The following is a 20,063-nucleotide window of genomic DNA, read 5'->3' on the forward strand; positions in this document are numbered from 1 at the left end:
GTCCACTTTCTTGCGGCTCGCCACAACATCACAGCAAGGGGCTGAAGAGATAGAAGATGTTCTCCATCGCCTTCTTGTACCAGGGGCGGGCCTGCCATTGGGCCAGGGTCATCGGGGTGGCTTCCGCCATATAGCCCTGTACCAGCCGGGTCATCTGGGCCACGAACGAGGGGTTATCCACCAGCAGGGTCACCTCGAAGTTGAGCCAGAGGCTGCGCCGATCCAGATTGACCGTCCCCACCAGCGCGAAGTCATCATCCACCAGCACGCTCTTGGTATGGAGCAGACCGGCATCGTAGCGGTAGATCTCCACCCCGGCCGCCAGCAGCTCCTCCATAAAGGCGTTGCAGGCGTAATTGGCCATGATGGAGTCGTTGCGTGCCGGCAACACCAGCTGCACCTGCACCCCGCGCGCCGCCGCCGAACTGAGTGCGGCCGCCAGCGGATCGTCGGGCACAAAGTAAGGGGTCGTCAGCACCAGATGGCTGCGCGCCTGATAGATGGCCAGCAGCAGGCTCTGCTGGATGCAGTCGCCGCCGACGAAGGGGCCGGACGGGATCAGCTGGGCGCGGTAGTTGGTCTGGGGCCAGGCTTCCGGCTCATGCTGCAGACTGTCGAGCAGCCGCTCGCCGGTCTCCATCTCCCAGTCCCAGACAAAGATCGACCACATCAGCGGCACCATGGGCCCCTGCACCCGGATCATGATGTCGACCCACTGGCCGACCCCGGCATCCTGCTTGAAAAAACGGGGATCCACCATGTTCATGGAGCCGGTATAGCCGACCTTGTCATCGATCACCACCAACTTGCGGTGCATTCGCAAATCCTGCCGCTGGAACGGAATGCGCCAGGCGCCGACCGGCAGCACCTCCACCAGCTTGACCCCCGCCTTGCGCAGCTTTTTCGGCCACCCGGAGCGGAAGAAGTGCTTGCTGCCCACCGAATCGAGCAACAAACGACAATCCACGCCGCACAGCGCGACTTCCATCAGTGCTTCACACACCTCGTCGGCATCACCGCCGGGGTGCCAGATATAGAACTCCAGATAGCATGAGAGCGTCGAGCGGCGAATATCCTGAGCAATCTCATGCAGGATCTGGTCGGGTTGGCTGAGCAGAGTCATCCGGTTACCGGAGAGCATGGGCATGGCCAACCGCCCCTGGATCAGATCGTGCAATGGTTGGGCCTTTTCCCCCACCTCGCAGCAATGCTGGGGGAAAAGGCGGGCCAACTGACGAATCCAGATAGCGTAAGGGCGATACATGGCCTGTGCCCGCTCGGCGCGGCGGCGCCCCAACTTGATTTCACCAAACAGCAAGTAAAAGCCGACGCCGGCAAACGGAATGGCGTAGATCAGCGCCAGCCAGGCCAGCGACACCCCGATGGGGCGGCGTTTCATCACTACCCGAAACGACACACCCGCGACGATAACGGTATGAAAAAGCAGTAGCAGCCAGCCCAGAAAGCGGGAGAACAGCAGGTGGAGATCATGTTCCAGACCGTTTAGCAACGGTAACTCCTTTTCATCAACAAACAGTGGTCGGCAGATCCTGCCAGTCAGGAATGGTATGCTGTAAGGCAAATCCATTCTATCAGGTTGCCCCCATGATTCTGCAATCCATGCTGCTCAGCCTGGCCATGCTAGGTCAAGGCTCATATGACATCAATGAGCAGCAGATCAATCAGTACCTGCAATCCCAGGTGCAAGTCGACAAACAGCTGGAGCTGCCCGGCATCATAAAGGCCCATGTGAAGCTGGAGCAGAGCGATGTCCAGATTGGCCGTCAACAGCCAGACACCGCCCGAGTCTATGGCAAGGGCAAGCTCAAGATCGCCCTGCCCGACAATACCGAATATGACGCCCGCCTGCAGATGACCTATGAGGCAAGACCCCGCTATGACAAGAGCCAGAGCGCGCTGTTTCTCGACAACATGAAACTGGTGGAGTACAAGCTGGAACCGGAGGCGGCAGAGAGAAAGTTCGGCATGATGCTCGGTATGCTGCTGCAGAGCATGGAGAAGCGTCTTGAGAGCAAACCGGTTTACCGACTGGATGACAAGGATCCGCAACAAGCCTGGCTGAAAGAAAACCTGCTGGGGCTGGAGCTGTCACCGGGCAAAATCCACCTGCTGACCAGACCCCGCTAGCCCGCTCAATTCAGGAGGGGCTGGCTGGTATCCCGTACCAGCAGCTCCACCTGATAACCCTGCTGCTGCTGTTGCTCATAAAGGGAGAAGAGTGACCCGCTCAATTGGTTGAGGGAGATATCGGCAAAACCGGCCTTGAGATAGAAGGGTTTCTCGAAAGGCAGTACCTGACAGACTACCGGTTTGTCCTCCAGACCGTGACAGGCGTGCTGCAACAGCCGTGAACCCAATCCCAGCGACTGGTAGTGAGGCAACAGACGAAAGCCGCACAGATGATAAAACTCCTCCTCGTCCCGCAACCGAACCGCCCCCACCAGCCAGTGAGCATCACGTACGACAAAGACCCGCTCTGCCAGATCCGGCACATAGTGGGAAAAAGTCGTCTCGTAATAATCCTTGATGAGAGAGAGATCGGCGTCACAGTACTCCTCGAAGATGAGTTCCATCGCCAGCATTCCTGACACAAAAAATTCCTTTATAATCAGTAGATAAGATAGATTGAAACTAACTAGCCAGACCAGCTTACACCAGCAAGATAGCATGCCTTTTATTAACAAAAAAGCGAGCATGCTGGAGCACTTCCCTAAGACGCTTATGACCATTAGCTACCGGAAAATTCCACCTTTTGGCGCCTCTCCTGGCCATACTCCGGCATCCCCCCGTCCCTCGGTCAAATCCCCCCTCCACTTCACAACTCCCTGTTTGTACGCTTGTTCTGCACTCGCCATGGTGCTTTACTCAACATGATGATCCAGGGAAGGAGTGTGACGGTTGAAAGCATGGATGCTGGCAGGCCAGATGGTGTTGATCCCCTTGAGTGGATGGAGCCAGACGCCCCCTCCCGCGGAGGTGGTCTTCCTGACCGCAGCCCCCTCTCCCTTGCGCCCGGTCAATCATGCTGCGCCCGCCCCACAACCCGAAACCGCTCAAACGGCGGCAACCGCCGCTGGCGGCAAGAAGCAGATCCAGGTCTATAAATCGGTGCAGCAAAACGGGGTGGTACGCTACTCCGACATGGCGCCCGAACAGGGCCATTACGAGCTGCTGCTGTTCAACGACTGCTTCGCCTGCGACCCCAAATCCAGCGTCAACTGGCAGACCACAGGGCTGTTTCTCTATGACTATGCCAGCACCATCAAGGCGGCCGCCAAAACCTATCAGGTTGAGCCTGCGCTGATCCGGGCGCTGATCCATGCGGAATCCGCTTTCAATCCGCTGGCGGTCTCCCGCAAGGGGGCGATGGGGCTGACCCAGCTGATGCCCGCCACAGCGCGGGAGCTGGGGGTCGGCAATGCCCTGCTGGCGGAACAGAATATTTTCGGCGGGGTGAAATACCTAGCGGGACTGCTCAAGCAGTATGACGGCAACATTGCGCTGGCGACCGCGGCCTACAACGCCGGGGCGGGCGCCGTACAAAAACATGGCGGCATCCCACCCTATGCGGAAACGCGCGCTTATGTGGAGCGCGTCCAGTTGCTCCATCAGCGCTACAAAGAGATGCTGCAGGCCAAGGGACTCTGACGTTTGGCTTGGTGAGTTCTCTTATCTCACTCCTCCAGAAACAAAAAACACGCCCTCAGGCGTGTCGATACCACACTTTGTTTCGCAAATGATTACTTCTGCTCCGTCGCCACCAGGCGATAAGCCAGCGCACCCAGAATGGCACCGACAATCGGGGCAACCCAGAACAACCACAGCTGGCTGACCGCCCAGTCACCGACAAACAGCGCAACGCCGGTACTGCGGGCCGGGTTGACCGAGGTATTGGTCACCGGAATGCTCACCAGATGGATCAGGGTCAGGCACAGGCCGATGGCAACCGGAGCAAGCACAGCTGGCGCACGGCTGTCGGTAGCGCCCATGATGACGAACAGGAAGAAGCCGGTCATCACAGCTTCGCACACCAGTGCCGCCATCATGCTGTAGCCGCCCGGAGAGTGCTCACCGTAGCCGTTGGAGGCAAAGCCGGCGGAGAGATCAAAACCGGCCTGACCGCTGGCAATCACGTAAAGCACGGCAGCGGCGGCAATGCCACCCAGCACTTGCGCCACGATATAAGGCAGTACACCGGATGCCGGAAAACGACCACCCGCCCACAGACCGATGGTGACGGCCGGGTTGAGATGGCAACCGGAGATATGGCCGATGGCATAGGCCATGGTCAGCACGGTCAGGCCGAATGCCAGCGATACGCCCAAGAGGCCGATCCCCACATGGGGGAAGGCTGCAGCCAGCACGGCACTGCCACAACCTCCCAATACCAGCCAGAAGGTTCCCAAAAACTCTGCTGCAACAGGTTTCACTGTATGTCTCCCGATAAGATGAGATAAAAAGGCCCGCAAAGGGGCCATGCGTTAACACGCGCAGCATTATGGGAGCAGCAATAGCCGATGCGAACCCGGTTACCAGTCGCCAGAAAACGTGACTCAAGTCACAATTGGTTGATTAATAGAGATATTTATCAGTAGCAAGCCACACAGAGGCTGTTGCCAACAAGGAGCCTCATGCGACAACTTATGACTCCAAAGGCCTGTTCTGTCTATTTGTTGATCAACAATTCAGGGCCACACCAGCGGATCACTTGATCGGCGAAAAACGGCTGACCACCTGACCCTGATGCTCAATCCACTCCATGAACATGGCGACTGGACGGGCATAGACGGCGCCATCCTGTTCCGACTGATAGATCACCAGCTGCTCGCCTGTCTCGGTATGGCTGGCCAGGGTCAGCACCTGATAGTAGCCCCCCTTGAAGTGACGATAGCGACCGGGTGTGGGTGCATGCATGGGATACCTCTGCAGATAGAACAGGACGGGAAAGGGGAAATATGCGCTGGCCAGTGCCAGTTGTATCAGCTTTTTCTCGTCGGAAATCACGATGAAGAGGCTTTTTTACACAAGCCAATCGTGCCAGAGAGCGTGAAGATTTCAACACAGTAGAGTAGCTTTGTTAATCACTCCCCCATCTTTCACTGGTGAACCTTGCCAAGCACAAACGATCGTGCTGAATTTAACCTTTTAATAACTCTGTTTTGGGGCTAAAAATCAGGAATATCTACTAAAAAGAAGATTGTTCTAGCATTCAATTCTGTGAAGAATAGGGGAAAAGATATTTGATACTAAAAACCGCCTTTTTCGCCAACGCGTCCCTGTGGGGAAGGAATCACTGTCACCATGTTCACAATCGACAAGTCGCACAAGCTCGATGATGTCTGCTATGACATCCGCGGCCCGGTGCATAAAGAGGCTCGCCGTCTCGAAGACGAAGGCCACCGCATTCTCAAGCTCAACATCGGCAACCCGGCCCCGTTCGGCTTTGATGCGCCGGAAGAGATCATCAAGGATGTGATCCTCAACATGCCGCTGAGCCAGGGCTACTGCGACTCCAAGGGGCTCTTCTCTGCCCGCAAGGCGGTGATGCAGTACTACCAGCAAAAAGGGATGCGCAAGGTCGATATCGATGACATCTATATCGGCAACGGCGCCAGCGAGCTGATCGTGATGGCGATGCAGGCGCTGCTCAACAATGGCGACGAGATGCTGGTACCCTCCCCCGACTACCCGCTCTGGACTGCTGCCGTCACTCTCTCCGGTGGCCATGCGGTGCACTATCGCTGCGACGAAGGGGCTGACTGGTATCCGGACCTCGACGACATCCGCGCCCGCATCACCCCGCGCACCCGCGGCCTAGTGCTGATCAACCCCAACAACCCGACCGGTGCTGTCTACGGCAGCGAGTTCCTGCTGGAGGTGATCGAGATCGCCCGCCAGCACAACCTCATCATCTTCGCCGACGAGATCTACGACAAGATCCTCTACGACGATATCTCCCACACCAGCGTCTGCACCCTGTGCGACGATGTGATGGTGGTGACCTTCAACGGCCTCTCCAAGGCCTACCGTGCCTGCGGCTTCCGTCAGGGCTGGATGGTCATCACCGGTCCCAAGGGCCGTGCCCGCGGTTATATCGAAGGGCTGGAGATGCTGGCCTCCATGCGGCTGTGTGCCAACGTGCCGATGCAGCACGCCATCCAGACTGCACTCGGCGGCTATCAGAGCATCAACGAGCTGATCCTGCCGGGCGGCCGCCTGCGCAAGCAGCGGGACAAGGCGTGGGAGCTCTTGAACGAGATCCCCGGGGTCTCCTGCGTCAAACCCAAGGGGGCGCTCTACATGTTCCCGCGCCTTGATCCCAAGGTGTATGACATCCGCGACGATCAGAAGATGGTGTTCGACCTGCTGCAACAGGAGAAGCTGCTGCTGGTACAGGGCACCGGCTTCAACTGGCCGGCGCCGGATCACTTCCGGCTGGTGTTTCTGCCCCGCGAAGAGGAGCTGGAGGATGCCATCGGCCGCCTCGCCCGCTTCCTCAAGGGCTACAAGCAGTAAGCAAAGCTCATGAAAAAGGCTCCCGCGGGAGCCTTTTTGTTATCTGTGGCTTTATCCGTGCCATCAGCCGTGCAGCAGGGCGCCGGCCACCAGCACCGCCATGGTGATGAGGGCTACGCCGATGATAAAGGGCAGCACCCAGCGCACGAAGCGATCGTAGGGGATCTTGGCGAGCGCCAGACCCGCCACCAGATGGGCGGCAGTGGGGGCAAACAGGTTGATCCAGCCGGAGGCGGACTGATAGGCCGTGATCACCAGATCCCGGGAGATACCGGAGAAGTCAGCCAGCGGCCCCATCAGCGGCATGGAGACGGTCGCCAGCCCCGAGGTGGAGGGGATGAAAAAACTCAGGATGATGTGCACCAGATAGGCCATCAGGATGAAGACCGATGAGGAGAGTCCGGTCACCAGCCCCTCGGCCCAGTGCAAAATGGTGTCGATGATGACGCCCTGCTCCATCACCACATAGATGCCGCGCGCCACCGCCACCACCAGCGCTACCCCGATGAGATCCCGAGCGCCGCTCAGGAAAGTCGCCACATAGTTGGACTCCGGCATCCGGTTGATCAGCGCAATCAGGATGGAGGCACTGAAGAACAGGGTCGAGAGCTCGTCAAACCACCAGCCAAAGGTGGGCAGCACGTCGATCCCCAAATCCGACCAGGGCACCACCGCGTAAATCATCAGCAGGAAGGTGCCGAAGAAGACCAGCATGGTGAGTTTCTGCTTGCCGGTGAAGGCGAGGTTGCCGCTCTTCATCTGGGAAAACTCGTCGTCATAGGCGATGTCGGCCAGCACGGAGCGGGACTTGTCCTGCTGCACCTGCTTGGCGTAGCGCATCACGAACCAGGAGGCGAAGATCACCAGCAGCAGCCACTGCACAACCCTAAGGCCAATCCCCTCACCGATGGGGATACCGGCAAAGCCCGAGGCGATACCGGTGGCAAACGGGTTGACGGTGGAGGCGAGCACCCCGACCCCGGAGCCGAGCAGGATAATCCCCGCCGCCACCATGCGATCGAAGCCCGCCGCCATCATCACCGGCACGATCAGCGCCCAGAAGGCTACCGTCTCCTCTGCCATGCCGAAGGTGGAGCCGCCGAGGGCAAACAGGGCGATCAACACAGGAATTAGCAACCGCTCACGCCCGGCAAAGCCACGCACAATGGCCCCAACCCCGGCATCCAGCGCACCGCTCTGCATGGTCACCGCGAGAAAACCGCCGATGATGAGCACGAACAGCGCCACATCGGCCGCCTTGTGAAAACCCTGGATGGGCGCCTTGAGCACCTCGAATACCCCTTGCGGGTGGGCGGGTAACTCGGTGTAGCTGCCGGGTACAGGCAACAGCCGCTCGTCGCCGCTGTAATCGGCCACGGCCGCTGCCGCAACCGGCTGCTGGGTCTTGGCGGTGACATAGTCATATTTGCCCGCTGGCAGCACCCAGGTCAGGGCGGCCATCAGCGCGATGATGATAAAAAGCAGGGTATAGACAGTGGGGAGTTGGCGCTTCTTGGGCGCCTCGTTTGGAGTGGTCATAGCTTCCGTTCCTCGGCAATGCCGTCTGTGATCCGATCAGCGCAAGACTAGCGGGTTTGATATGGGAAAAAGGTGATCGCTGATAATAAAATTCCGCAAATTAGCGGAATGTTTGCCAAAAAAACAGGGCCCCGCGGGGCCCTGTTTTCACTTGAGTCAGACTCAGAGCTCGACCACGTCGAATTTCACATCCGGATTTACATCCGCATCGTAATCGACCTCGTCCAGACCGAAACCGAACAGGCGCAGGAACTCCTGCTTGTAGCCGGTGTAATCAGTCAGCTCGGAAAGATTCTCGCTGGTGATGGATGGCCACAGGTCGCGGCAGGTCTGCTGCACATCTTCGCGCAGTTCCCAGTCATCCATACGGATGCGAGCCTGATCGTCCAGCGCCATGTCGGAGGCGTAGAGACGGGTGCGCATCATGCGATCCACCTGCTCCATGCACCCCTCGTGAATGCCCTTCTCCTTCATGATCTTGAAGGCCATTGAGATATAGAGCGGCATCACCGGAATGGCGGAAGAGGCCTGAGTCACCACGGATTTGAGCACGGCCACGTGAGCGGTGCCGCCCTTGGCAGCCAGATCGCCACGGATGGCGGCAGCGGCGCGGTCCAGATCTTCCTTGGCGCGGCCCAGAGTACCGTGCCAGTAGATTGGCCAGGTCAGATCGGTACCAATGTAGGAGTAGGCCACGGACTTGGCGCCGTCAGCCAGCACGCCGGCATCACGCAGGGCAGCCATCCACAGCTCCCAATCCTGACCGCCCATGACGGTGATGGTGTTCTGGATCTCTTCCTCGTTCGCCGGCTCGACGGTGGCGGTGATGATCTGATCCTTGTTGGTATCGATGGCGGTGGTGGTGTAGACCTCACCGATCGGTTTCAGGGCAGAGCGCACCACTTCGCCGGTTTCCGGCATCTTGCGCACCGGAGAGGCCAGGGAGTAGACCACCAGATCAATCTGACCCAGATCCTGCTTGATAAGCTCGATCACCTTGGCGCGGCACTCGTTGGAGAAGGCATCGCCGTTGACGCTCTTGGCGTAGAGGCCCGCCTCTTTGGCTGCCTTGTCGAAGGCGGCAGAGTTGTACCAGCCAGCGGTACCGGTCTTGGACTCGGTGCCCGCTTTTTCAAAGAAGACGCCGAGGGTGGCGGCGCCGCTACCGAAGGCAGCCGCAATCCGGGAGGCCAGGCCATAACCGGTGGAAGCGCCGATCACCAGCACCTTCTTGGGACCATTCTCGATGATGCCCTTGGCTTTGGTATAAGCGATCTGGCGACGAACATTGGCTTCACAACCGACCGGATGAGTGGTGGTGCAGATAAAGCCGCGAACCTTGGGTTTGATGATCATATGGGGTCTCGGATCCGTTTAATGGATGAAATCGGGGCATAAGATACCTCATCTTGCCGCGATAAGGTGCTCTGATGTGTTGAACTGCGGCAAAAATGGGCATCCGAAGGTGGCAATCATGGTCCATGCCATGGTGCCACCTCACGGCAATTAGCAGGCAATGCGGGTGATGTGGCCATCCTGCAGCTTATAGAAGGCATCTTGCGGCAACTCCTGTGACCAGGTCGCCTCATAGTCGAGATCGGCATAGACGCCACGCAGCATGGCACCGAGCAGACCGTGGGTGATGACGATGGCCCGCTCGACGAGCGCGGGATCCTGCAACCATTGGTGTGCCCGGCGCTGAATGCTCTCGAAGCTCTCGGCCCCCGGTGCCTGCAGATACCAGTCCCCTTTGCCGGTATCGAGCTCGGGATGAGCGAGCCGCAGCACCGGGATCTGGCAGCTCTCCCACTCCCCCATCCCCAGCTCCATCAACCGATCGTCCCAGATGATGCGATCAACTGACAGTCCCAACTGCTCGCACACCAGCAGCGCAGTCTGACGGGCGCGACCGAGCGGGCTAGCATAGACGGTCCAGCGGGCAGGATCCGCCAGTTCGGCGGCAAGGCGCCGCCCCATGGCGATGGCTTGCGCCTCACCCTTGTCGGTCAGATCGGAGTTGCAACGCCCCTGCAGACGCTGCTCGGCATTGAAGCGGGTCTGGCCATGGCGCAGCAGATAGATGAGTCGAGACATGATTTCTCCAGCACGTTCAGAGAGATAGAAAAATAAAGGGGGAAGATGATAACAGATGAGCCCGAAGGATGGCCCAAACAGAGAGGCTAAAGCGGGCGTAAAAAAACGGGTCAAGGCTGACCCGTTTGCTACCAATTTGACCAGAGTGTATCGGCTCAGCCCTTCTTGATCTCCCGCAGATAGCGGTAGATGGAGTGGACCGAGATCCCGAGCTGGCGCGCCGCAATCTGGGCACTGTCTTTTAACTCGAAGATCCCCATGTCGTGCAGCTGGTTGACGATAACCCGGGTCTTCTGGGACGGAGGCACCGCCTCGTTGCCGCGCACCTCGGCACTGACGGTGTCTATGGTGCTGTTGAGCGCCTCGTCGATGTTGCGGGCGAACACCTCCGGGGTGGCATGGCTCTCGTGGGGATGCATGCACTCCGGCATCATGGTGCGCAGCACAGATTGCAGCGGGGCATCCATGTCGCTGTTGATGCAGAGCAACCCGATGGCCCTGTGCTCCCCGTTGCGGATCACGGTAGTAATGGAGCGCAGGGTCTTGCCGGTGGCACACTTGGTCATGTAGGGGCTGGAGATATCCTGCCCGCTCTTGAGCTTCATCATCGCCAGGTTGGTGATGGGGGCGCCGACACTGCGGCCGGTGATATGGCCGTTGGCAATCTTGACGATCGAGGGATTGCGCGCATCCAGACTGTGGAGCAGCACCTCGGTGTGCTGACCATACATGGCGGCGATGCCGTCCACAATGTTCTCCATCGACTTGAGGATCTCAAAATCGCTCGGACTCAACTCTTGCAGCTTCACAATGGGACCTTCTTGCAAGGGTTGCTGCCGGACAATGGACGCCGGGCAGCAACCAACAGTGACATCAGGCGGACATGATATCAATAATGGTGCTGTCTGTGGCAGACATGCCCTCCTTCACCATCTGGCCGACGTTGCGGATGGTCTGATCCACGTCGCCGGCGACGATCCCCTGCCCCGACACCGAGTGGCTGTTGAGGGCCATCAGGAAGCCGCGCACCGCCGCACCGGAGGAGGTACTCACCTTCATGGCGCAGGAGGCTTTCGCCCCGTCGCACACCATACCGGCACTGTCGCTCAGCACGTTCTGGATGGCGAAGCAGGATTGCTCAAAGCTGCCGCCCGCCAAATAAACCATGGCCATGGAGGCGGCCGCGCTGGTCACGGTATTGCCACAGAAGGCCGACAGCGGCGGATAGTGGGACTTGATATAGATGGCGCCCAGATGGCTCATGATGAGGGCGCGAGCCAGCTGCTCTTCGCTGGCCGCAAAGCGCTCGGCAATCACCATCACCGGAATGGTGGCGGCAATACCCTGGTTGCCGCTGCCAAAGTTGCTCATGGCTGGCAGGGTCGCGCCCCCCATGCGGGCATCGGAGGCGGCCGCCGTCATCATCACGATGCGGTTCATCACATCCTCGCCGATAAGACCGGCATTGATGTTCTGCTGCATGGTGCGGCCAATCTCCAGGCCATAGGGGTTGTTCATCCCCTCGGCAGAGAGCTTGCCGTTAAGCTCGGAGGCTTTGAGGATGAACCTGATCTGCTCGAACTCCACCTGGATGGCGAACTCGTAGATGGCGGCGATGCTGATATCGACGCCATCGCAGATGGAACCGGTGGCGACGCCCTGGCTCTGATCGGCGGTGAAGGTTACCTCGCCATCGCGGCGCTGCTCGACGATGCGGGTATGGCCGCCGCAGAGGGTCACTTCGGCGCTGTGCTCTTCACCCTTGTCATCAGAGCCATAAACTGTCACGCGGCAGAAGATAAACTCGGGGGCGGCGGTGCGGCTCACCTGCACCTTGCCGGCATCGATCAGCTGCTGGGCACGATCCACCTGTGCTGGCTGGATCGCGGCCAGCACCTCCAGCCCGGCATCGGCGTTGCCGCCGATGGCACCGGCCGCGGCCGCAATGGCCAGACCGATCTTGCCGGTCCCCGGCACATAAACACCCATCGAGTTTTTATAGAGATTGTCCGACACCGCGACCTCGAGGCGACCGGGCTCACAGCCCAGTTGCCGGGTGGCGACCGCTGCGGCATAGGCGGCGGCGATTGGCTCGGTACAACCCAGCGCTGGTTTGACAACCTGTTGAATAATCTGCAGATACTGCTGCCACGCTTGTTTCATCACTTGAACCTTTTTATCAGCATTAACGAGCGATATGGGCGATCGCTTCCACTTCAACCTTGACGCCCATCGGCAGATCCTTCACTGCGAAGCAGCTGCGCGCCGGACAATCTTTCTGGAAATAGGCTTTATAGACCTCGTTGAACGCGGCAAAATCGCTGATCTCGGCGAGGTAGCAGGTGGTTTTGAGCACGGTATCCAGCGAGCCGCCAGCGGCTTCCAGCACGGATTTCAGGTTTTCCAGTGACTGGCGGGTCTGGGCGGCAATGCCCCCTTCCACCACACCACCCTGCAGCTTGCAGACCGGCAACTGACCGGAGGTAAAGATGAGGTCGCCATAGGCAGTGCCGTGGCTGTAGGGACCGATAGCGTCAGGTGCCGCTGCTGCTGTGATGATGCGTTTCATATAGCCACTCCTGTTTGTGCAATTTTTTTTGCAATCATGAATCTCATTCCGTTCAACATTATTTGCTTTTTATTTTATCCATTCAACAAAAAGATACAAAAATGGCGTTTAAAGGCACCTTTCGGCCTCAATATAAACCGTGATCACCATCCTGATTTGAACAAAAGTACTCTTATGGGCATTGTTTATGACAGTTTCATTCAACTATATTTGCGCCGCTTTCCCACATCCCTACAAAAAAGAAGGTTTTAATGGACGCGCATAGCACTACACTCGCCAGCCCCGTGATGGGCACGCTGGAATGGAAAGAAGCGGTTCGCTTCGACAGCACCGACTGGGGCTGGATCATCATGAGCATCGGCATGGCCATCGGCGCAGGGATCGTCTTCCTGCCGGTACAGGTGGGTCTGATGGGCTTGTGGGTCTTTCTGCTCTCGGCGGTGATCGGCTACCCCGCCATGTACATGTTCCAGCGCCTCTTTATCAACACCCTGGCCACTTCGCCGGAGTGCAAGGATTACCCCAGCGTCATCACCGGCTACCTTGGCAAGAACTGGGGTGTGCTGCTCGGCGCCCTCTACTTCGTGATGCTGGTAATCTGGGTCTTCGTCTACTCCACCGCCATCACCAATGACAGCGCCTCCTTCCTGCAGAGCTTCGGTGTCACCGACGGCCTGCTCTCCGAAAACCCGCTCTACGGTCTGGTGCTGATATGCGGTCTGGTGGCTCTGGCCTCGCGCGGCGAGAACCTGCTGTTCAAGATCTCCACCTTTATGGTGCTGACCAAGATCAGCGTGGTCGCAGTGCTCGGCCTGATGATGGTGGACAAGTGGGATGCGGCCAACATCACCGCCATGCCCGCCGCCGGTGACTGGATGAAGGATGCCATCATCATGCTGCCCTTTACCCTCACCTCTATCCTCTTTATCCAGAGCCTGAGCCCCATGGTGATCTCCTACCGCTCGCGGGAAAAGTCGCTGGAAGTGGCCCGCTTCAAGGCGATGCGCGCCATGAATATCGCCTTCGGCATCCTGTTTGTGGTGGTGTTCTTCTACGCGGTCTCCTTCACTCTGGCCATGGGCCATGATCAGGCGGTCAAAGCCTCTGAAGAGAACATCTCCGCGCTCGCCATGGTAGCCCAGGGGATGCCCGGCCAGACCCTCAAGCTCCTGAGCCTCACCCTCAACATCTTCGCGGTGATGACCGCCTACTTCGGCGTTTACCTCGGTTTCCGTGAAGCCTGTCAGGGTCTGGCGATGAACCTGTTGCGCCGGGTGCTGCCGGAAAACCGCATCAACAAAGGATTGGTAGGCAAAGGGATCATGGTCTTTACCGTCATGCTCTCTTGGGGTGCCATCGTGCTTAACGCACCGGTACTGAGCTTCACCTCCATCTGCAGCCCCATCTTCGGCATGGTGGGTTGCCTCATCCCGGCCTATCTGGTCTATCAGGTACCGGCGCTGCACAAGTACAAGGGCACCTCCCTCTACATCATCATCGTCACCGGCCTGCTGCTCTGCGTCTCGCCCTTCCTGGCGTTCAACTGACGGTTGCAGGCGGATATCCCCTTATCGACCGCGGGTCACCTTCGGGTGGCCCGTTTTCTATTGGTGCGGCTGACGGCGCCCCCGCTCGGAAGTAAAAAGCCAAGGGGATCACAACTTGCAACCGGCCATCACCCAAGGGAGGCCGCTCGGAGTACTATTCAGGCAACACGACTCACGCCCGCACTCCGGTATCGAGGCTTAACATGAAATGGATTTTCAACCCCGCCATCCGGCTGGGCAATCAGCTCTCCTTCAAATACAAATTCCTGCTCTGGTCCTGCCTGATGCTGCTGCCACTGGCCTACAGCATGGCCAATCTGCTGGGGCGGCTGCAGGATGACAACGCGCAGGCCAACCGCGAGCTGGCGGGAGTGGTCAATCTCACCCCCGTGCCCGCTATCGAGCAAGCCCTGCTCACCCATCGCAATCTGGTGACCCGTCACGCCTATGAAGCGGATCCGGTCGGTGATGATCAGGTCAAGGCAGCCGCGCAAGCCGTTGATCAGAGCCTGCAAGCCTTTGCCGACACCAGCCAGAACAACCCCTCCTTTGAGGTGATCCAGCAGGGCTGGGCCGCCCTGCAGAGTGAAGCGGGCAAGCTGGAGGTGGAGCAGAGCAACCTGCGCCACGACAAGCTGCTGACCGAGGTGCGCCACCTCTACAAGCACATCACAGCCAGCAGCAGCCTGATCCAGGATCCGGCGCTCGGTACCTACTACATGGTGATCCTCGCCAGTGAGCGGTTGCCGCAGCTGCGCGACCTGCTGGCTCAGGTGCGGGATCGCGCCGCCACCATCGCCGATTTCGGCCTGTTTCAGGCAGAGGGCTACAGCGGCCTGCGTTTTCGTCTTGATCTTATCAGCGCCACCCTGCAGGAGCTGGAGGCCGATCTGACCCTGCTCTACCAGATTGAACCGGCCTACCGCGCCGAGCTGGGTCAGCAGACCGATGCTCTGATACAGCTGGTGCGTCAGGGGGTCGAGACCATGGAAAACAAGATGATGAAGGATCAGCTGGTACAGCTCTCCACCAAGGAGGTGCAGGCACTGGGGGATAAACTGGACGAGGCCATCACCGCGCTGGCAGGCCAGGTACGCCAGCGGCTGGAGGCCGACCTGCATCAGCGGCTAGCCGCCAACCAACGCCACTTCTGGTGGGTCACAGCGCCGCTGACCGCCAGCTTGCTGCTCTACCTCTACCTGATGATCGGCGCCTATCTCTCCCTGCACGACACCGTAGGGCGGGTGCGTGATATCGCTGCCCGGGTCAACGCCCAGGATCTCAGCCAGCATATCGAGATCGTTGGTCAGGACGAGTTGGCGGCCATCAGCCGGGATTACAACGTGACCCTGGAGACCCTGCGCACCCTGATGCTGCGGGTGCGGGAAAATGGCGTCACCGTGGTGGAGAGCGCCACCGAGATCGAAGCGCGCACCTGCCGCTCGCAGGAGGTGATTGCCGATCAACAAGGGGAGACCCATCAGGTCGCTACCGCCATCAAGGAGCTGGCCGCCACCTCACAAGACATGGCGGGCAACGCCCTGCAAGCCGCCCGCATGACCCAGGAGGCACAGAACGTGGTCGGTCAGGGCGAGGATGTGGTGGAGCGCACCATCAAGGCCATCGACCATATCAACCGCGAAGTGCTGCGCACCGCCGACACCATCGGCCAACTGGAGCAGCAGTGCAGCCAGATTGGCGGCGTCATCAGCGTGATCCGCGGCATCGCCGAACAGACCAACCTGCTGGCCCTCAACGCCGCCATCGAAGCGGCCCGGGCCGGTGAGCAGGGTCGCGGCTTTGCGGTGGTGGCCGACGAGGTGCGATCTCTTGCCAACCGCACCCAAGGGGCTACCGTCGAGATCCAGCAGATGATTGAACAGCTGCAATCCGGCGCCCGCGCCTCGGTCACCGCCATGTCGGCGGCCAGCCATGAAGCGCAGGAGGGGGTCGGGCTGGCGCAGGAGGCAAAGCAGGCTTTTGGCGCCATCACCGAGAAGGTGGATCGAATGGTCGATACCAACGCCATCATCGCCAGCGCCATCGAGCAGCAGGGCGCAGTGGTCAACGAGATCGAACGCAACGTGGTGCGCATCTCCGATGGCAGCGACGAGGCGTTGCAAGTGGCCAACGCCGCCCGCGATGCCGCCCGCCAGATCCACCAGCTCACCGAACAGCTGCGCGCCATGGTACAGAGCTTCGTGCTGTAACAGAGCGCTGACAAGCCGGGCTCAACGTGAGCCCGGCATTATCCCGGTCTCGCATCTCCCGACAACATCTAGGTTGAGCGGATCATTCAGAAAATCGCAGCTCCCACTTGCCGGGCAAACGCCAACAAAGTAGTCTCGAACGAAAACAAAATGCGGCATTCCCGACACGCACTCTCGATGATGTCGAGGGAAACCAAGCCACCTGCGAGCCACAGATTAAAACCAGCGTCACGTCATCTATCACCCGCTTCAAGCGAGGATTTACCCATGGCCAGATACCAGTTTTTTACCATTCCGGCGTCCAATCGGCAGCAATACACCTTTATCGACATGGCATCTCCGACTTTTCTGAGTGAAAAGGCGGCACTGCTGACCCAAGGATTCGAGGTGGAGGAGGACTTTATTGACGCGACCAGTCCACGGGAGGCCGTCGAGAAGTACCAATCCAATTTTCTCTATGTGGCGGATGAGATAGGCAAGTCCGATAGCAGCTACGCCGCGGCCGTCGCCATGCTGGAGATTGGCAAGGGGTTATTTGGCAATAAAACCCGCCGAGATTAGGTGCAGCGGTAAAGAGTGGTGGCCATCGTGGCAACGCGCCCGATGGCCATATGGCAAGACATCAATTCGGTAAGTCAGAAGCGCCCCAGCTGCTGGAGCATCTCGATCAGCTCCTCTTCGCTGCTCGGCTCATAGGCCAGCTGAAGGCTCGGCGCGGCGCCTCCCATCAGCATGTAGACGTTGGTGCTGCAGTGGTCGTAGTGATACCACTTACCGTCGATACAGACGTCGGTATAGCATCTCGGGTCCCTTTTCAGTTCCATATACACATCCTTTTGTTACATCCCATCAACATCACTTCTGACCGTAAAATAACCACCGAGGTTCACGCTTGATGCAGATCAAGGGAAGCGACTGAAAGGGACAGATATCAGCCAGATCTGTGGCCTGCGGATGCCCCGAGCCACCATAGTTATCCGAATGAAGACAGGCCGAGTGCCCCGTCATATCGCCGGATGATCCCCGGTAACAAAAACGGCGCCCGCAGGCGCCGTTTTTCATTTTCCCTCAAAAGCGAGGGGCAAACATAAGGCTTATTCGTCTTCCAGATAGGCGTAGCCTTGCAGGCCCAGCTCCAGCTCGTCGAGCAGGGCTTTGCGAGTGGCATCGTCCAGCGCCGGGTGAGCGGCGATCCGCTGGTAGTTTTCGCGGATCACGGACGGGTCGATGTTGACGTAACGCAGCAGCTGGTCGACGGTGTCGCCACGCACCACGTTGCGAATGTCCATCTTGCCCTCTTCGTCCAGCCACACTTCCGCGCAGTGGGTGTCACCGAACAGGTTGTGCAGATCGCCGAGGATCTCCTGATAGGCACCGACCAGGAAGAAGCCGACGTGGCACTCTTCGTTTTCGCCATAAACCGGCATCGGCAGGGTGCTCTCGACCCCCAGACCGTCAACATAGTGCTCGACCTGACCGTCGGAGTCACAGGTAATATCCATCAGGATACCGCGACGGCTAAGCGGACGATCGAGGCCGGCCAGCGGCATCACCGGGAATACCTGACCGATACCCCAGGCATCCGGCAGGGACTGGAACAGAGAGAAGTTGGCAAAGCACTTGTCCGCAAGCTTTTCACTCAGTTCGTCAGCCAGCGCACGGTGGTTGCGGTTGACCGGGTTGAGCATCTCTTTGAGCGCCAGACAGGTGTTCTGGTGCAGCATCTCGGCCCAGGCACGCTGTTCAAGGTTCAAGAGGCCCATGGTGTACTGGGTATTCACGTCACCCAGATCGGCAACCGAGTCGTGGAAGATCTCCAGCAGGGAGGGATCTTCGCTGCGCAGATCCAGCCAGCCTTTCCACATGTTCTGCAGAATGGTCGGAGCATCTTCGTCCGGCGCGCTGATGTCGTTCATCTCCACACCTTCGGCACCAATGATATTGGTGACCAGCACGGCGTGGTGGGCAGTCAGGGCACGGCCGGACTCGCTGATGATGGTCGGGTGCGGCAGATCGAACTCGCGGCAGACATCGCCGATGCCCCATACCACGTTATTGGCGTACTCGGAGAGGCTGTAGTTGGCGGAGCAGTGGCTCTGGGAACGGGTTCCCTCGTAGTCCACCCCCAGGCCACCACCGACGTCCACGACTTCGATGTTGGCACCGAGGCGACGCAGTTCAGCGTAGAAACGGCCGCACTCGCGGATGCCGCCCTGAATGTCGCGGATATTGGCGATCTGGGAACCCAGATGGAAGTGCAGCAGTTGCAGGCAATCCAGCTTGCCCAGCCCGCGCAGACGCTCGATCAGCGCCAGGATCTGGGAGGCGGAGAGACCAAATTTGGACATGGAGCCACCGCTCGATTCCCACATGCCGGAGCCGGTGGAGGCGAGCTTGGCACGCACCCCGATGTTGGGCTTGATGTTGAGACGAGCTGACTCGTCCAGCACCATTTCCAGCTCGGAGGGCTTCTCCACCACGATGTAGACCTTGTGGCCCATCAGGTTGCCCAAGAGGGCGTGGCGGATATATTCGCGGTCTTTGTAACCGTTGCAGACGATCACCGAGCCTTGCTCATGGTGATGGGACAGCACGGCCAGCAGTTCCGGTTTGGAACCAGCTTCCAGGCCAAGCCGGGGCTTGTCGCTGTAGGACTGGCTGATGGTCTCGATGACACGACGCTGCTGGTTTACCTTGATCGGGTAAACGCAGAGGTAGTCCCCTTCATAGCCAGACTTCTCGATGGCCTGACCAAAGGCGTTGAACAGCGCATCGACCCGACTCTTGAGGATGTCAGGGAAGCGCAGCAACACGGGGGTGGTCAGCCCGGACTGACGCAACTGTTCGATGGCGTCAGAGAGCACGATATGCGCGTCAGGGCGTGATTTGTCGGGGGCGACGGTCACATGACCGGCGTCATTGATATTGAAAAAACCCGCACCCCAGTAGGGAACGTTGTAGACCTTCAAGGAGTCCTTGCTGGACCAGTTAGTCATGGGCTATGCCTCGCAAATGAGCGACCCAAAGTCGCCTTCGTTACCCTCAATCACATCCAGACCATCTAGTGCAGAGTACGGCGAGCGCTGCTATCACGAGACGCAGCCACCCAAACCAACCCTTTGCACATCGCGGCAAGCCAGAGGCTGCCTGGTGGATCTTGGGGAAGTAACGAGTCTTGATGTGGGGCTGGTGGCTTTACATCAAGCTCAACGGTATGCGGTGCCACTATGCCGTAGCGCCGCGGTACTTTGATGACAGACGACATCAGCCACGCCGTCAGTTCATCATTCGGCAGCGATCCCGACAGAAGGAGAGGGTTCCAAGGAAGAGAAGCGAAGGCGCCAGCACGCATGCGTGTTGATAGACGACAACAACCACAGCCCACCTCACCATCAGTGACCGCCCATGACAAGGGAAGATGATGAGCCGGTGGCCCACTCGGTCAAATGAAGGATGAGAGTCTGTTGTTCTCCCTGATACCGGAGCCTAACCGGTATTAAAGAAACCATTCCCCAGCAGTGTCTGTCGTTTCTGCGTGCCTCGCCCTATAGGCGTATGATCGGTCGG

Annotated in this window: 18 protein-coding genes; 6 read left to right on the top strand and 12 right to left on the bottom strand. The window is 59.0% G+C overall.

Annotation, left to right across the window (positions count from 1 at the left end; genetic code table 11):
• Positions 1-28: 28 nt before the first annotated feature.
• A complete protein-coding gene (gene cls, locus G5193_RS08915) occupies positions 29-1,510 on the bottom strand; it encodes a cardiolipin synthase (protein ID WP_421205839.1) in 1,482 nt (493 codons plus the stop codon).
• A gap of 95 nt (positions 1,511-1,605) precedes the next feature.
• Here cls and G5193_RS08920 point away from each other — a divergent pair, with 95 nt between their 5' ends.
• Positions 1,606-2,148, top strand: a complete 543-nt coding sequence (locus G5193_RS08920) for a DUF1439 domain-containing protein (RefSeq protein WP_005344183.1) — start codon at positions 1,606-1,608, stop codon at positions 2,146-2,148.
• A 5-nt stretch (positions 2,149-2,153) separates the two neighbouring features.
• Here G5193_RS08920 and G5193_RS08925 read toward each other — a convergent pair whose 3' ends face one another.
• Positions 2,154-2,594, bottom strand: a complete 441-nt coding sequence (locus G5193_RS08925) for a GNAT family N-acetyltransferase (protein WP_266134531.1) — start codon at positions 2,592-2,594, stop codon at positions 2,154-2,156.
• Positions 2,595-2,919: 325 nt separating this feature from the next.
• Between G5193_RS08925 and G5193_RS08930 the strand changes: the two genes are divergently transcribed.
• Positions 2,920-3,669, top strand: coding sequence for a lytic transglycosylase domain-containing protein (locus G5193_RS08930; RefSeq protein WP_410170577.1), 750 nt, complete (start codon positions 2,920-2,922; stop codon positions 3,667-3,669).
• 92 nt (positions 3,670-3,761) lie between these two features.
• On the opposite strand, the gene aqpZ is transcribed toward G5193_RS08930, so the two are convergent.
• Entirely contained in the window at positions 3,762-4,451 is a 690-nt protein-coding gene (gene aqpZ / locus G5193_RS08935) for an aquaporin Z (RefSeq protein WP_421205840.1), read from the bottom strand.
• A gap of 274 nt (positions 4,452-4,725) precedes the next feature.
• On the bottom strand, positions 4,726-4,935 hold the full coding sequence (locus tag G5193_RS08940) for a DUF1653 domain-containing protein (RefSeq protein ID WP_043851261.1): 210 nt from the start codon (positions 4,933-4,935) through the stop codon (positions 4,726-4,728).
• Between the two features lie 387 nt (positions 4,936-5,322).
• Here G5193_RS08940 and G5193_RS08945 point away from each other — a divergent pair, with 387 nt between their 5' ends.
• A complete protein-coding gene (locus G5193_RS08945; RefSeq protein WP_005334367.1) occupies positions 5,323-6,537 on the top strand; it encodes a pyridoxal phosphate-dependent aminotransferase in 1,215 nt (404 codons plus the stop codon).
• A gap of 63 nt (positions 6,538-6,600) precedes the next feature.
• On the opposite strand, the gene G5193_RS08950 is transcribed toward G5193_RS08945, so the two are convergent.
• From G5193_RS08950 to G5193_RS08975, 6 genes are all read right to left on the bottom strand, one after another.
• Entirely contained in the window at positions 6,601-8,076 is a 1,476-nt protein-coding gene (locus G5193_RS08950; RefSeq protein WP_164537218.1) for a YfcC family protein, read from the bottom strand.
• A gap of 162 nt (positions 8,077-8,238) precedes the next feature.
• On the bottom strand, positions 8,239-9,432 hold the full coding sequence (fabV, locus tag G5193_RS08955; protein WP_100653359.1) for an enoyl-ACP reductase FabV: 1,194 nt from the start codon (positions 9,430-9,432) through the stop codon (positions 8,239-8,241).
• Between the two features lie 150 nt (positions 9,433-9,582).
• Positions 9,583-10,170 (bottom strand): histidine phosphatase family protein, encoded by a 588-nt coding sequence (locus G5193_RS08960; RefSeq protein WP_421205841.1) that lies wholly within the window; start codon positions 10,168-10,170, stop codon positions 9,583-9,585.
• A gap of 155 nt (positions 10,171-10,325) precedes the next feature.
• Positions 10,326-10,979 (bottom strand): helix-turn-helix transcriptional regulator, encoded by a 654-nt coding sequence (locus G5193_RS08965; RefSeq protein ID WP_005334376.1) that lies wholly within the window; start codon positions 10,977-10,979, stop codon positions 10,326-10,328.
• Between the two features lie 64 nt (positions 10,980-11,043).
• The gene (locus tag G5193_RS08970) at positions 11,044-12,333 is read right to left on the bottom strand and encodes a serine dehydratase subunit alpha family protein (protein ID WP_421205842.1); all 1,290 of its coding nucleotides are present in this window, start codon (positions 12,331-12,333) and stop codon (positions 11,044-11,046) included.
• Positions 12,334-12,355: 22 nt separating this feature from the next.
• Positions 12,356-12,739, bottom strand: coding sequence for a Rid family detoxifying hydrolase (locus G5193_RS08975; protein ID WP_040095234.1), 384 nt, complete (start codon positions 12,737-12,739; stop codon positions 12,356-12,358).
• A 251-nt stretch (positions 12,740-12,990) separates the two neighbouring features.
• Here G5193_RS08975 and G5193_RS08980 point away from each other — a divergent pair, with 251 nt between their 5' ends.
• The 3 genes from G5193_RS08980 to G5193_RS08990 all read left to right on the top strand — a co-directional run bounded on the left by G5193_RS08980 (position 12,991) and on the right by G5193_RS08990 (position 17,057).
• Complete coding sequence (locus G5193_RS08980; protein ID WP_021229327.1) at positions 12,991-14,286, top strand: amino acid permease; 1,296 nt, start codon at positions 12,991-12,993, stop codon at positions 14,284-14,286.
• Positions 14,287-14,489: 203 nt separating this feature from the next.
• Positions 14,490-16,496: a methyl-accepting chemotaxis protein gene (locus G5193_RS08985; RefSeq protein ID WP_421205843.1), complete on the top strand. Its 2,007-nt coding sequence runs from the start codon at positions 14,490-14,492 to the stop codon at positions 16,494-16,496.
• A 267-nt stretch (positions 16,497-16,763) separates the two neighbouring features.
• Positions 16,764-17,057, top strand: coding sequence for a hypothetical protein (locus tag G5193_RS08990; RefSeq protein ID WP_088869480.1), 294 nt, complete (start codon positions 16,764-16,766; stop codon positions 17,055-17,057).
• Positions 17,058-17,131: 74 nt separating this feature from the next.
• Here the strand turns inward: G5193_RS08990 and G5193_RS08995 are convergent, their stop codons facing one another.
• Positions 17,132-17,320, bottom strand: a complete 189-nt coding sequence (locus G5193_RS08995; protein ID WP_005334402.1) for a hypothetical protein — start codon at positions 17,318-17,320, stop codon at positions 17,132-17,134.
• Positions 17,321-17,590: 270 nt separating this feature from the next.
• The gene (speA, locus tag G5193_RS09000) at positions 17,591-19,492 is read right to left on the bottom strand and encodes a biosynthetic arginine decarboxylase (RefSeq protein ID WP_005344160.1); all 1,902 of its coding nucleotides are present in this window, start codon (positions 19,490-19,492) and stop codon (positions 17,591-17,593) included.
• Between the last annotated feature and the right edge of the window lie 571 nt (positions 19,493-20,063).

The sequence above is a fragment of the Aeromonas sp. 601027 genome (genome assembly GCF_049174455.1).
Lineage (GTDB): Bacteria > Pseudomonadota > Gammaproteobacteria > Enterobacterales > Aeromonadaceae > Aeromonas > Aeromonas veronii_A.

Excerpts from the sequence above, each read along its gene's own strand:
- G5193_RS08975 (WP_040095234.1), bottom strand. The coding sequence starts at position 12,739 with ATGAAACGCATCATCACAGCAGCAGCGGCACCTGACGCTATCGGTCCC.
- G5193_RS08950 (WP_164537218.1), bottom strand. The coding sequence starts at position 8,076 with ATGACCACTCCAAACGAGGCGCCCAAGAAGCGCCAACTCCCCACTGTC.
- G5193_RS08990 (WP_088869480.1), top strand. The coding sequence starts at position 16,764 with ATGGCCAGATACCAGTTTTTTACCATTCCGGCGTCCAATCGGCAGCAA.
- G5193_RS08980 (WP_021229327.1), top strand. The coding sequence starts at position 12,991 with ATGGACGCGCATAGCACTACACTCGCCAGCCCCGTGATGGGCACGCTG.
- G5193_RS08940 (WP_043851261.1), bottom strand. The coding sequence starts at position 4,935 with ATGCATGCACCCACACCCGGTCGCTATCGTCACTTCAAGGGGGGCTAC.
- G5193_RS08920 (WP_005344183.1), top strand. The coding sequence starts at position 1,606 with ATGATTCTGCAATCCATGCTGCTCAGCCTGGCCATGCTAGGTCAAGGC.
- G5193_RS08995 (WP_005334402.1), bottom strand. The coding sequence starts at position 17,320 with ATGGAACTGAAAAGGGACCCGAGATGCTATACCGACGTCTGTATCGAC.
- speA (WP_005344160.1), bottom strand. The coding sequence starts at position 19,492 with ATGACTAACTGGTCCAGCAAGGACTCCTTGAAGGTCTACAACGTTCCC.
- G5193_RS08945 (WP_005334367.1), top strand. The coding sequence starts at position 5,323 with ATGTTCACAATCGACAAGTCGCACAAGCTCGATGATGTCTGCTATGAC.
- G5193_RS08970 (WP_421205842.1), bottom strand. The coding sequence starts at position 12,333 with ATGAAACAAGCGTGGCAGCAGTATCTGCAGATTATTCAACAGGTTGTC.
- G5193_RS08985 (WP_421205843.1), top strand. The coding sequence starts at position 14,490 with ATGAAATGGATTTTCAACCCCGCCATCCGGCTGGGCAATCAGCTCTCC.
- fabV (WP_100653359.1), bottom strand. The coding sequence starts at position 9,432 with ATGATCATCAAACCCAAGGTTCGCGGCTTTATCTGCACCACCACTCAT.
- G5193_RS08925 (WP_266134531.1), bottom strand. The coding sequence starts at position 2,594 with ATGGAACTCATCTTCGAGGAGTACTGTGACGCCGATCTCTCTCTCATC.
- G5193_RS08960 (WP_421205841.1), bottom strand. The coding sequence starts at position 10,170 with ATGTCTCGACTCATCTATCTGCTGCGCCATGGCCAGACCCGCTTCAAT.